Consider the following 12824-nt stretch of genomic DNA (forward strand, 5'->3'; position numbering starts at 1 on the left):
TCATATTCTTTCGTCAAGCTTTTTTCTTAAACTTTTCTCAATTTTTTTCGCATAACTCTCACATCATATGTGCAATCAGGACGACAATGACACCCGGAATGCCAAAGATGCCGACAATGAGCGCCTTGAAGAAGGTGATCTCGATGCCTGCGCCAAACAAATTGATGACCCACAGGATAACAGCACCGACGATGCTGTTTGTGATGAGTGCCCACAGGATACGGAACGGCAGAGCGATCACCTTCCCGAGAATTGCAAACAATACAATGCCGACAGCAAGAGCAACAATAATATCCATCTCAGATTTCCCTCCTATTTTCCATTGCACGCGAAAGAGTTACCTCGTCCGCGTATTCCAGATCTCCTCCGACGGGCAAACCGTGTGCGATGCGCGTAACACGGACACCCATGGGCTTCAGAAGCTTCGCAATGTACATTGCGGTCGCCTCGCCCTCAACGTTTGGGTTGGTCGCAACAATCACCTCCTCCACATCTGTTGTGCCAACGCGCGTGACAAGCTCACGGATGCGGATATCGTTCGGCCCGATGCCCTCGATCGGCGAGAGTGCGCCGTGCAGAACGTGATACACGCCATCGTAGTCATTCATACGCTCCATAGCCGCCACGTCGGGCGGCTGCTCGACGACGCAGATCATCGTGTGATCCCGCTTCTCCGCCATACAGATGGCACAAGGATCGCTGTCCGTGAGGTTGAAGCAGGTGGAGCAAAAACCAATCTTCTCTTTTGCTTCAACAATGGCAGAAGCAAGCCGACGCGCCCGCTCCATGTCCATGTCGAGAACATGATAGGCAAGACGCGCCGCCGTCTTTGCTCCGATGCCGGGCAGCGTACGAAACTGCTCTATGAGCTGCGTAAGCGGTGCGATATGCTGCATCTCAGAGGAGTCCCGGCGGGAGTCCGAGTCCGCTCGTAAGTTTGCCCATCTCCTGTGCCATCATCTCATCAACCTTCTTCGTCGCTTCATTAAACGCAGCCGAAATCAGATCCTGGAGCATCTCAACATCCTCGGGATCAACCGCATCCGGGGCAATAACGAGATTCTGCACCTGCTTCTCGCCGTCCATGACGATCTTCACAGCGCCGCCGCCCGCAGAGACCTCGATGGTCTTGCGCTTGAGCTCATCCTGCATCTTCTTCATTTCGCTTTGCATCTTCTGGACTTTTTTCATCATGCCGGCCATGTTGCCGCCGCCGTTAAACATAGTAGCTCTCCTTTGTATTGTAGAAATCATATATCTAGCCTAACAAAAAGCATCCCCGCCGTCAAGCATCATCGTCCGGAAGCTCATCGCTGTCAAACATCTCTGCCTCCTCGTCCGGCGTCGGCTCATACGCCCCATACGATGCGTCTTCACGAGGCGCTGTAGCTTTCTCTGCGCGACGGGGGACAGGTGCTGTGACCTCCTCGACACGCGCCCCCTCGCCTGCGATTTTGAGCAGCTCCGTTACCTGCTCCGGATATTCCGGCCGCTTCTCGGCGGGCGGCGGCGCGGCCGACTCCTCCTCACCGCCTGTGCAGACGACAACGACAGGATGTCCCGCGAGCTCCGTCATGACCTCCTCAAAAACGGCACGATGCCTCTTTCCGATGTAATCGCGCGCCATATCAGACGAGGGCCGGATGAAGAAATGCGTCTCCGTCATTCCCTCGTAGTCCGCTCCCGAGAGCAAAGAGGCGGCAAGCTTGTTTCGCTCCTTAAGACGTACTTGAAAACTCTTCCAGAGCTCCGCATCCAGCTGACGAGGCGCGTTGTCCGGAACCGGGGGCGCAGCTTTTGATGCTGCGGCACGCTTCGTCGCGGCAGTCTTCGTATCCTTCGTCCTCGTCGAACCGATCGGCGGCACTCCCGCTCCTGCAGCAGGCGAGATATTCCGACCGACTGCATTCTTCGCCGCGCCGCCTGCTGCAAGGCGCGCCGTCAGCTGCGCTATCTGTGCCTCGAGCCGCGCAATACGCAGCGTGTCCGCACTGTTCGATGCCGCGGTCTGTTCTGCAGTCTGCGGCGCCGGTGCATCTGCTGCACGGCAAAGCGCAATGAACATCGTCTCGACTGCGATGCGCGGCTGCGGTGAGAAGCGCAGTTCCTGCATCGTCTCATTGAGCGTACGCAGGATCGTCATGATCTTTTCCTGTGTGAAGCGTTTGGCCTCCTCACGCAGAACATCCTCCTGCTCTGCACAGAACTCCGCTGCACTGACAGTTCCGCCCACACCGACGATCATCAGACTGCGGAAGTACTGAGCAAGTTCTCCGAGAATCTGCTTCAGCTCGCGCCCGTTCTGCAGGAGTTCACCCAGCTGGGCAATGAGTGCCGGAGCATCACAGTCCGCGATCTGCATTGCCATCTTCTCAATCCATGCATGCCCAACGAGGCCGAGCGCCTCCTGCACCCGCTCTGTCGTAAGCTGCCCCTCCGCGAGCGCCGTGCACTGATCGAGGATGGAAAGCGCATCGCGCATCCCGCCGTCCGCCTGCAGCGCAATGAGCCCGAGTGCATCCTCCTCTGCCGCAATGCCGGACTCCCGGCAGACATACAGCAGGCGGTCGCGAATCTCCGTCACCGTAATGCGGTGGAAATCATAGCGCTGACAGCGAGACTGAATCGTCGCCGGCACCTTATGCGGCTCTGTCGTCGCGAGGATGAAGATCACGCGCTCAGGCGGCTCCTCAAGTGTTTTGAGGAGCGCGTTGAACGCCTCCGTCGTCAGCATGTGCACTTCGTCGATGATGTAGATTTTATAGCGCCCTGCTGTCGGCGCGAACTTCACCGACTCGCGCAGATCGCGGATCTCATCGATGCCGCGGTTCGATGCCGCATCGATCTCGAACACATCCATCGATGAGCCGTCGCTGATGCTGCGGCAGGACTCACACACACCGCACGGCGTCAGCGTCGGCCCCTCGGCACAGTTGAGCGCACGCGCGAGGATCTTGGCCGTACTCGTCTTGCCCGTGCCGCGCGGCCCCGTGAAGAGATAGGCATGGCTCGTCTGCCCCGATGCAACCGCACGAGAAAGTGTACGGCTGATATGCTCCTGCCCCACGAGATCGGCAAAACTCTCCGGCCGCCAGCGGCGATACAGCGCAACGTAAGACATGGTCACTCCTCCCGAACAAAAAAGCAGCCCCCCGGGCTGCAACGATATTCCGATTTCTCCCACGGCAGGCCGCAGTTCCCAGGCGTCCTCGCGGCACATGGAACGATCCGCTTACCGCTGCTTCCTTCCGGACCTGACGGGGTTCACAGGGTTCCATTGCGCGAGACCAAGGCACTGCAGCCCGCCCTGAGAAAAATCAATAAAAATGGCGGAGAGTGAGAGATTCGAACTCTCGGTACGGTATCACCGCACACACGCTTTCCAGGCGTGCTCCTTCAACCACTCGGACAACTCTCCACGTGCTATCAAAAATAAAGCTATTCACTTCTGCAACGCTTGCTAGTCTAGCACGTTTTAAAGAATCTTGTCAAGAAAAAAAGAAAACGGCACAGCGGCAGATTTTACGTATTCACATCATTCTTGACCGCCGCGAAAATATGCGAGAATTCGTTTGCCTTTCATCATGCGCCATAATCCTTCCCTTTCCATATTGTACTCTCCATAAATTTTGCATATTCCCTGCCTCGAGTTCCGTATCTTATTCTTGATCCTGCTCCAGTTCTTGCCTTCGGAGGCTTTCTTCCAACGCCTCCGATATTTCATCCAGATCTTTGATGATATCCCGTCTCTGACTGTCCTTTGCTGCTTCGAGACTCCATGTTTTACTTTTTTCTCCTCGTCTCCTCAGCTCTAAAAAGATCCTTTTGTCTTCTATGGAGATATCATCCAAATCTTCTATTAAAATCAAGCTCGATCCATATGCCTCCTGTAAATCCTTTAAATTACTTACCAAATTGCTAGGCCCATCCCATGACATACGAGCATCACTCGCATAGTTTTCGATTTTGATGATCTTTGTAAAGAGTGGGATGACACATATTTTTGTATACCCCGACTCTCCGTAAGCATACAGATATGGAAATTTATATTCATGGGCATAGCAATTCATCTCCAGCGCACGGCGTTCATAAGTGTCAGATAATACTTGATCATGGAAATACAACTGGTAGCGAAACCCCGCTATATTTGTGGTCTCCGGCAAGTAGACGGGCGTGACATAGGAGTATGTAAGAAACCACACATAAAGGGCAAAACCGATCCCAATGATGAAGGTGAGTGTTTTTACGACAAAGTAGGATTTCATATGCCTCAGCTCCTCTTATTCATGAACCAGATCCGTTATCTGATGATGGAGTGAATCAGATTCGTCCACTGCCATCGTCGGGGAGGTTATGCACGAGACGGAATGTCTCCTCACCGAAGACAGTGGCAAGTTCCTGCTGTTCTTCGATCTTCTTTTTGTCGAAGATTCTGCCGAGCTCATTCAGTTCCATTTGATCTGCCAATGTTTAGCTGAAAGGATATAGCAGCATTTTTCGATAATCAATCGTGCCATCTCTTTTCAGCGGCATAGTATAAAAAAATTCGGGCTGTATTATGGGAGGTGTTGACAGTTGTTCATAAAAGAGGTGATCTCTTTCCTCCAACTCTGTTTCACTGTGAAGAATAGTTAATTCATCATCACTATATTTTGCCAATGCTTTTGATAAATATTTGTATTCTGGAGAAGATAAATCAACCTCCGGATTGATCAGGAGCGTAACATGAAACGGCTCAGACTGGATTATATAGAACCCCACACTTCCATACACATAAAACTTATTCTCCTGATAGAACAAGCCCATATCCTTTTCCCATGTGTATACTTCGTTGTCAAGGACGCGTACTTTACTCGCTCCGCCATGCCTTGTCCATTCCTCCAAGTGCATGTCCCACAGTGCCACTTGATTAGACTGGCTGCGATGAACGAGTATTTGTCCCTTACAAAAGATTTCTATATCGTATTCAGGAGAGATATATGGCCCGTAGGGCGGATCGAACCATGTATTCAGCCAATATTTAAATCCGAATAGAACCTGATAAAGGATCCATACACTTAATAAAGTGCCGCACAGTATGCCTCCGCGGAGAACTATTTTTTTGATGCGATCTATCACCATAGGTCAATCCTCCGACAAGGAAACAGTTCCCTGAAATTCTGCCGTCCAGACGCAATTATCCATCCATTTCAATATTTTCAAATCCTTGGTTTACTGCATTCGTATACAAGGCAGATATTATCTTGTCATCAACAGAAGAAATATCTACATATACACTATCTGTTACAACGACTTCTAAATAAGCTCCATTTACCTTGTCCGTTTTGTTTTCGATGGAAGATTTTAAGCTGAATATACCTGATACTATATAGTACATACGTGACTCGAGCAATGAGAAAAAATCTTGGTTTGAAAAATAATCGGAATCAAATAAATCAACCATTTCACCGTTTATATTTTTCCATGCCTGAAGATCAACAACTTCCCATGTACCATAAACCTCCCATGTACCATCGACGATATCCTTTATGGGGGAAAGTATACGATATAAATATTGTCCCCATTCATTTGGAATGATAAAACTTATTTTTTTTATATTGTCCAAATTTCTCACCTGCTCCTTTTCGGATGCCCATTTTTGTCTCATTCCGGAGATAGACTTTATCTGCTTCCTCTTTTTCGCCCGTCCTTGTAAAGAACCAGTTGCCCTCGAGAGGTCATGCCGAATACCTCGCTCCTTAAAGTCGAACAGAGGATTGGGACAGAGCTTGTGTTTAAGATCCAGGACATGACCGTCTGTCCTCTGCGCGGATGAGGGCAGGGAACGGCATCGCTGAAGATCAGCTTTCTTACGATGATTTGAGAGGCTCTCATCAGCCCACCGGCCACGCAGCGTTCAAAGAATGGGCTTTAAAAATAAAAGGCCCCGCACGACACTCTCCTCCCAAGAAGAAATGCCGTACAAAGCCTTAGCCTCGTGTTGATGAGATGACGACGGAGCGCACACACGACGCACTTCCCTGCCGCCGTTCTAGGCCAGCACACGCGAGAGGCGCACAAGCTCCGGGTCAAGGGTCTTCGTGTTGTTGACGGCCTCGAAGAGGTTCACGCTCACGACCTGCCCCTCGTTGAAGCTGAAGATCACATCGTTGACCCCCGAGATGATCGCCAGTGCCGCCTTCTCGCCGAGCATTGATGCCTTGATGCGGTCCTCCACCGTCGGCGAACCGCCGCGCTGGATGTGCCCGAGCACTGAGACGCGCGTGTCGATCTCCGTCTTTTCCCCGATGATCTTGCCGATCTCGACGCCCGAACCTGCGCCCTCGGCGACGACGATGATGCTGTAACGCTTGCCGCGTTCGTACATCTCCTTCAGCTCGCAGCTGATCTCCTCGAGGTCGAATGCGACCTCGGGCACGAGGATGTATTCCGCACCGCCCGCAATACCCGACATCATTGCGAGCCAGCCCGAGTGGCGCCCCATGACCTCGACAATGATAATGCGGCGGTGTGCCGATGCCGTATCGCGCAGCTTGTTGATCGCATCCACGATCGTGTTGCACGCCGTGTCGCAGCCGATGGTATAGTCCATGCCCCAGATATCATTGTCGATCGTTCCCGGCAGGCCGACGATCGGCATGCCGGTCTCCTGACTGAGGAGCGAGCCGCCTGTGAGCGAACCGTCCCCGCCGATGATGACAAGCCCCTCGATGCCGCGCTTGCGCAGATTCTCAAACGCTGTCCTGCGCCCCTCCGGCGTCATGAATGACTTGCTGCGCGCTGTGCCGAGGAATGTGCCGCCGCGCTGGATCAGATCACTGACACTGCGCGTGGTGAGCTGTACGATATCGTCATGCACCATGCCGCTGTATCCGTTGTGCACGCCGTAGACCTCGACACCCTCGTAGGTCGCCGTGCGCACCACTGCGCGCGCCGCCGCATTCATACCCGGGCTGTCGCCGCCCGATGTGACCACCGCGATTGCCTTTTTCAGCATAAAAACATCCCCCGTCCCTATGGCGCACTCTGTGCGATGTCTATTCTGCTCCTATTCTACGAAAGCAGGCACGAAAAGTAAAGCCTCACATGCAAAAAACTCAGCCGGAAGATCAGACGGCAAAAAGAGAGATTGGATCTCCCCGGAGGGAAAATCCAATCTCTCTTTATTTTTTGTATCAGTGCTTCTGTGGTTTGAACTGCTCCTCATCCCAGCCCACAATGCCGTGCTGGTCAGGCATGACGGACGGGTCGAAGACAGGATTCTTGCCCGCTGCCTTCTGTGCGAAGTAGTCCGTGAGTGCGATGCGTGCCAGCGGCGCGAGGCGTCCGATCGCATAGAGGTTCGTGAGACAGATCATCGCCATGAAGAGGTCGGCGAGGTTCCACACAAGTCCGAGCGCGGCAACGCAGCCAAAGAACACCATGACGACGACGGCGGTGCGATAGAGAAAGAGCGCCGTCCCCGTATTCTCGCCAAAGAAATGAATGTTGATCTCGCCGTAGTAGTAATTGCCCACAACCGAACTGAAGGCAAAGAGGAAGATGAGCACGGCGAGCAGCGCCGAAGCGCCGCCGCCGAAGACGCTCGCGAGCGAGTCCTGTGCGAGCGCGATCCCGGTCGTATTTCCGCCGATCGTATACTGACCCGTGAGGAGCACGATGAACGCCGTCGCCGAGCAGACGATCCATGTGTCGACGTAGACGCCGAATGCCTGCACGAGTCCCTGCTTGACCGGGTGCGTGACATTCGCGGTCGCTGCCGCATTCGGAATGGAGCCCTCGCCTGCCTCGTTCGAGAAAAGGCCGCGGCGGATGCCCGTGAGAATGACGGTGCCGAGCCCGCCGCCGACCGCTGCCTGCGGGCTGAACGCGTCATGCAGGATGAGCGCAAACATCCCCGGCACCTCATTGATGTGCATGATGACAACGACCAGCGCAATGAGGAGATAGAGCCCTGCCATGAACGGCACGAGCAGTGTGGTAAAGTTCGCAATGCGGTGAATCCCGCCGAAGATAACGGCGCCCGAGAGGACGGCGAGGATGCCGCCCATCACCCATGTATCAATGCCGAACGCCTTCTCCATCGAAAGCGCGATCGTATTTGCCTGAACGGATACGTAGATCAGGCCGAAGGTGACGGAGATGAGCACAGCAAAGAGCTTTGCGACGGCAGGCTGTCCGAGTGCATTCTGGATGTAGTATGCGGGACCGCCGTGAAAGAGCCCGTGTCCGCGCGGGATCTTGTAGATCTGGGCGAGCGTGCTCTCGACAAATCCCGTCGCCGTGCCGATGAAGGCGATGACCCACATCCAGAATACGGCGCCGGGACCGCCGGTAACGATGGCGATGGCAACACCTGCGATGTTGCCGACGCCGACGCGCGAGGCCGTACTGACGCAAAAAGCCTGGAACGAAGAGATCGCCTTTCGTCCGCTCGGACGGCGGCCGAGATCCCCCGTGAGGAGGCGCACCATCTCGGGCAGAGCACGCAGCTGAATCAGCCCGGTGGAAAATGTGAACCAGAGCCCCGAGCCGACGAGCACAACGATGATGATATAAGTCCACAGGAAGTCGTTGATCGAACCGACAAGAGAATTGAGAAAATCCATAGAACCGTCCTTTCAAAACATAACCTTCATAATATGGAAAAAGCAAAGTTTTGTCAAATTGGATTCCTGTATTCTTTCGCCCAAGCACCGTGTCCGAATTTAGCAGGGATTCCTTTACTTCTCACCGAAAAGAGTGTAGAATATTATCAGCCATAATATTTAGGAATAAAAGGCGGGGATACGACATGCTGAAAAAGACGAAAATCATATGTACGCAGGGACCGGCAACGGATCCGGACGGGATTGTCGACGCGCTCATCGAAAGCGGAATGAACTGCGCGCGCTTCAACTTCTCCCACGGTACCCATGCAGAGCACCTCGTACGTATCAGCAAGGTGCGCGAAGCGGCTGAACGCGCAGGCAAAGTGATCTCACTGATCCTCGATACGAAGGGCCCGGAGATGCGCCTCGGCGAGTTCGCAGAGGGCAAGGTGCAGCTCGAGAAGGGCAAACAGTTCACGCTGACCTATGACGATACGCCGGGGGACGAGACACATGTCAGTGTGAATCACAAGCAGCTTTACAGCGAGGTAAAGCCGGGCGACACACTGCTCCTCTCGGACGGTCTTGTCGGGCTCGTGGTCGACGAAATCCGCGGCAAGGACATCGTGACAACCATCCAGAACAGCGGGCCCATGTCGACGCGCAAGCGCGTGGCGGCGCCGGGCATTGAGCTGAGTCTGCCTGCGATCTCGGAGCAGGACGAGCGCGACATTATCTTCGGCATTCAGAACGATATGGACTTTGTTGCGGCATCGTTCATCCAGCGTCCGTCGGACGTAGAGGAGATCCGCCATCTGATCGCAAAGCACGGCGGTCACATGGAGATCATCCCAAAGATTGAAAATTTGGCGGGCGTCAACAACTTTGACGCGATCCTCGCGGTCTCGGACGGCATCATGGTGGCACGCGGCGATCTCGGCGTCGAGGTCCCGGCGGAGGACGTGCCCGTCATCCAAAAGGAAATCATCCGCAAGTGCAACGCGGTCGGCAAGCCTGTTATCGTTGCGACGCAGATGCTCGAGTCGATGACGACGAATCCTCGCCCGACCCGCGCCGAAGTCTCGGATGTCGGCAACGCGATCTTCGACGGCGCGGACGCCATCATGCTCTCGGGCGAGACGGCGAGCGGCGACTACCCGGTCGAGGCGGTCAAGATGATGAGCACGATTGCGCTGCGCATGGAAGAGTCACTCGAGTACGACTCGATCATCCGCGCGCGCAGCATCCGCGAACGCTCCTCGGTGACGGACGCCGTCTCCCACGCAACGGTGCAGCTGGCCTATGAGACGAGCGCCGCTGCGATCCTGACGCCGACACAGTCCGGCTACACGACGCGCGTCGTCTCGAAGTACCGCCCGAAGGCAACGATCGTCGCCTACGCGCCGAATCCAATGGTCGCGCGCCACATCAATCTGCGCTGGGGCGTCTACTCCATCCTCGGCCGCAAGTGGACCGGGGTCGAGGACATGATCGAGTCCTGCACGCGCGGTGCACTCTCGCACGGCTATGTCAAGCAGGGCGACAAGGTCGTCATGGTCGCAGGAATGACCTACAACGAGGGCGGCTCCGTCGCTATCCGCGTGACAACGATCCACTGAGCATGACTGATAAATGATGAAAGGAAGCCGCCTGCATATGAGACGGCTTCCTTTTTTGAACCGTCCGGGATATTTTTGATGCGTATCGGATTGCGCTTGGCACAGATTTTTGTCTGATCAGGGAAATGACAACACGCAGTGAGAAGCTGTGCAGAGGGTGTCCCCAAAGATCAGGCGAAAAAGCTGCCCAAGATGGAAGGAGACTATTATGGAAACAATTCACAGCGACAACGCCCCCGCCGCCCTCGGCCCATACAGCCAGGCGATGCGTGTCCGAGGCCTCGTCTACACCTCAGGGCAGATCGGCATCGATCCCGCCGCGGGCAAGATCACGGGAACAAATGTCAAAGAGCAGGCGGAGCAGGTCTGCAAGAACCTCAGTGCCGTGCTCGCAGCGGCCGGCACCGATCTCACACGCGTTGTCAAGACGACTTGCTTCCTCGCCGACATGGGGGACTTCGCCGCGTTCAACGAGGTCTATGCCCGGTACTTCACGAGCAAACCCGCGCGCTCCTGCGTCGCGGCAAAGGAACTGCCCGCAGGCGCACTCTGTGAGATCGAGGTCATCGCCGAGGTCTGATCTTTCTCCCCCATTTCTCCCACAGGAAAACAGAAAAGGGACGATCCGCACGGATCGTCCCTTTTCAATGCAGTTATTCAGTTCAAAACCATCGGCTCGATGTGCTCGTCCGCCATGAATCGGCTGAGTTTCCGCACGCTCGCCATGAGGTCGAGATAGTTCTCCGGCGTGAGTGACTGCGGGCCGTCAGAGAGGGCGCGCGCCGGGTTCGGATGTACCTCGATGATGAGGCCGTCCGCCCCCGCTGCAATGGAAGCGAGAGCCATGGGCTTGATCATGCGCCACTTGCCCGTACCGTGGCTCGGATCAGCAATGATCGGCAGGTGTGAGAGATGCTTGATCGCCGCGACCGCACTGATGTCGAATGTGTTGCGCGTGTAGGTCTCATAGGTGCGGATGCCGCGCTCGCAGAGGATAACGTTCGGATTGCCCTCGTTCATGATGTACTCGGCGGCGTTCAGCCACTCGTCGATGGTGGCCGCAAGGCCGCGCTTTAGCATGACGGGCTTGCCTGAGCGTCCGACCGCACGCAGGAGGCCAAAGTTCTGCATGTTGCGTGCGCCGATCTGAAGGAGATCCGCATAGGCGGCCACTGTGTCCACCGCCTCGACCACCGTCACTTCGGTGACGACAGCGAGACCGGTCTTTTCGCGTGCCTCGGCGAGATATTTCAGGCCCTCTTCCTCGAGCCCCTGGAATGCGTAGGGTGAGGTGCGCGGCTTATACGCGCCGCCGCGGATGAACTGCGCCCCGCCTGCTTTGATGATCTCCGCGGTCTCTATGAGCTGTGCGCGCGACTCGACGGCACAGGGGCCCGCCATGACGACAGGCGTTCCGTCACCGATCCGCACGCCGCGGATGTCGATGACCGTCGGTGCGGGGTGGAACTCGCGGCTCGCACGTTTGTAGCTCTTGGAGATGGCGACGGTCGTCTCGACGCCGTGCATCGCATCGAGCGGAGTTGAGGCGAGCTTTGTCTTATCGCCGATGACGCCGACGATCTTTTGGCGCGCTCCCTCCATAACCTTTGCCTCGAGCCCCTTCTCCTCGATGGCACGAATGACGCCCTCAATATCCGCCTGTGTGGCATCCGAATTCATAATGACAACCATGGTATCTGCTCCTTTGCTATTCGTTGTGTGCCATATGCACAGGGAAAGCGCCGAGTACCTTCAGCCAGACACTCTTCTCGGCGACGGCATCAATGGACGCGCGCACGGCATCCGCATCGCTGTGGGCATCGAGATCGAAAAAGAACATATACGCGCCGAGCTCCGTCCGCGCGGGACGTGACTCGATGCGCGTGAGATTCACAAAGCGGCGCGCAAACTCGCCGAGCACATCGTAGAGTGCGCCCGCGCGCGTGCCATCGATCTGGCAGACGAGGAGAACGGTATCGTTCTTCTCGGCGGGCGGCGGGATCGTTCCGTCGCGCACAACTTCGAAGAAGCGCGTGCAGTTGGAGCCGCGATCCTCGATCTTTCCCGCGATCTCGACCAGACCGTTCAGCTCGCCTGCCCTGCGCGTACAGATTGCCGCCCAGCCCGCATCTGCAGACGCGGCACCGACGATCTCCGCTGCGCGCGCCGTGCTCGCGGTTTTGATGATCTCTGCCCGCGGGCAGCACCGCAGGAGGAAGTCCCTGCACTGCGCGATGGGCTGCGCATGTGAGTAGATGCAGCGAATCTCACCATCCGCGCGGCGCGCCATGAGATAGTTGTGTACGGGCCAGATGACCTCACGCCGCACGCGCAGGGTATCCGAGTGCGCGAGCGTATCGAGCGTTACGGCAATTGCCCCCTCGAGCGAGTTCTCGACAGGCACAAATGCAGCGTCCACAGCGCCCGTCTCCGCTGCGTGCAGACACTCTCCGATATCGCCGAAGCAAACGATCTCGCGGTCGAGCCGCTGCCACGCCATGAGATAGAGCGCCGCCGCCTCGCTGTGGGTCCCCACGGGACCGAGCACGCCCATTTTCTGTCTCACACGCATTCCTCCTATATAGTTTTCTATCATACTATATGTACGGCACGT

General features: G+C 55.8%; 14 protein-coding genes, 1 tRNA gene and 1 other RNA gene. 2 read left to right on the forward strand and 14 right to left on the reverse strand.

What is annotated here, in order from left to right:
- Positions 1-58: 58 nt before the first annotated feature.
- From HMPREF7545_RS06990 to HMPREF7545_RS07035, 12 genes are all read right to left on the reverse strand, one after another.
- A complete protein-coding gene (locus HMPREF7545_RS06990) occupies positions 59-298 on the reverse strand; it encodes a pro-sigmaK processing inhibitor BofA family protein (RefSeq protein ID WP_006694995.1) in 240 nt (79 codons plus the stop codon).
- Between the two features lies 1 nt (position 299).
- Positions 300-896, reverse strand: coding sequence for a recombination mediator RecR (recR, locus tag HMPREF7545_RS06995; protein WP_006694996.1), 597 nt, complete (start codon positions 894-896; stop codon positions 300-302).
- A gap of 1 nt (position 897) precedes the next feature.
- Positions 898-1224 (reverse strand): YbaB/EbfC family nucleoid-associated protein, encoded by a 327-nt coding sequence (locus HMPREF7545_RS07000; protein ID WP_006694997.1) that lies wholly within the window; start codon positions 1222-1224, stop codon positions 898-900.
- Between the two features lie 61 nt (positions 1225-1285).
- Positions 1286-3121 carry a DNA polymerase III subunit gamma/tau gene (gene dnaX / locus HMPREF7545_RS07005; protein ID WP_040571279.1) on the reverse strand — a complete coding sequence of 612 codons (1836 nt, stop codon included), beginning with the start codon at positions 3119-3121 and terminating at the stop codon, positions 1286-1288.
- A gap of 73 nt (positions 3122-3194) precedes the next feature.
- Positions 3195-3294, reverse strand: an RNA gene (gene ffs, locus HMPREF7545_RS09950) — signal recognition particle sRNA small type.
- 33 nt (positions 3295-3327) lie between these two features.
- Positions 3328-3418: transfer RNA gene (locus tag HMPREF7545_RS07010), tRNA-Ser, on the reverse strand.
- A gap of 241 nt (positions 3419-3659) precedes the next feature.
- The gene (locus HMPREF7545_RS07015) at positions 3660-4265 is read right to left on the reverse strand and encodes a hypothetical protein (protein ID WP_006694999.1); all 606 of its coding nucleotides are present in this window, start codon (positions 4263-4265) and stop codon (positions 3660-3662) included.
- Positions 4266-4320: 55 nt separating this feature from the next.
- Positions 4321-4455 (reverse strand): hypothetical protein, encoded by a 135-nt coding sequence (locus HMPREF7545_RS10465; protein WP_006695000.1) that lies wholly within the window; start codon positions 4453-4455, stop codon positions 4321-4323.
- A gap of 15 nt (positions 4456-4470) precedes the next feature.
- Positions 4471-5121, reverse strand: a complete 651-nt coding sequence (locus HMPREF7545_RS07020) for a hypothetical protein (RefSeq protein ID WP_006695001.1) — start codon at positions 5119-5121, stop codon at positions 4471-4473.
- Between the two features lie 55 nt (positions 5122-5176).
- A complete protein-coding gene (locus tag HMPREF7545_RS07025) occupies positions 5177-5614 on the reverse strand; it encodes a DUF2691 family protein (protein ID WP_428829624.1) in 438 nt (145 codons plus the stop codon).
- A gap of 417 nt (positions 5615-6031) precedes the next feature.
- On the reverse strand, positions 6032-6997 hold the full coding sequence (gene pfkA, locus HMPREF7545_RS07030) for a 6-phosphofructokinase (protein ID WP_006695003.1): 966 nt from the start codon (positions 6995-6997) through the stop codon (positions 6032-6034).
- Between the two features lie 178 nt (positions 6998-7175).
- Positions 7176-8609 carry an alanine/glycine:cation symporter family protein gene (locus HMPREF7545_RS07035; RefSeq protein WP_006695004.1) on the reverse strand — a complete coding sequence of 478 codons (1434 nt, stop codon included), beginning with the start codon at positions 8607-8609 and terminating at the stop codon, positions 7176-7178.
- 185 nt (positions 8610-8794) lie between these two features.
- On the opposite strand from HMPREF7545_RS07035, the gene pyk reads away from it, so the two are divergent.
- Together pyk and HMPREF7545_RS07045 are read left to right on the forward strand one after the other, a co-directional pair.
- Positions 8795-10210, forward strand: a complete 1416-nt coding sequence (pyk, locus tag HMPREF7545_RS07040; protein WP_006695006.1) for a pyruvate kinase — start codon at positions 8795-8797, stop codon at positions 10208-10210.
- Positions 10211-10418: 208 nt separating this feature from the next.
- On the forward strand, positions 10419-10790 hold the full coding sequence (locus HMPREF7545_RS07045) for a RidA family protein (protein ID WP_006695007.1): 372 nt from the start codon (positions 10419-10421) through the stop codon (positions 10788-10790).
- Between the two features lie 77 nt (positions 10791-10867).
- Here the strand turns inward: HMPREF7545_RS07045 and aroF are convergent, their stop codons facing one another.
- Both aroF and pheA read right to left on the reverse strand, forming a co-directional pair.
- Positions 10868-11902 (reverse strand): 3-deoxy-7-phosphoheptulonate synthase, encoded by a 1035-nt coding sequence (aroF, locus tag HMPREF7545_RS07050; protein WP_006695008.1) that lies wholly within the window; start codon positions 11900-11902, stop codon positions 10868-10870.
- 16 nt (positions 11903-11918) lie between these two features.
- Complete coding sequence (gene pheA, locus HMPREF7545_RS07055; RefSeq protein ID WP_040571280.1) at positions 11919-12776, reverse strand: prephenate dehydratase; 858 nt, start codon at positions 12774-12776, stop codon at positions 11919-11921.
- Between the last annotated feature and the right edge of the window lie 48 nt (positions 12777-12824).

The sequence above is a fragment of the Centipeda noxia ATCC 43541 genome (assembly GCF_000160555.1).
GTDB classification, from domain to species: domain Bacteria; phylum Bacillota; class Negativicutes; order Selenomonadales; family Selenomonadaceae; genus Centipeda; species Centipeda noxia.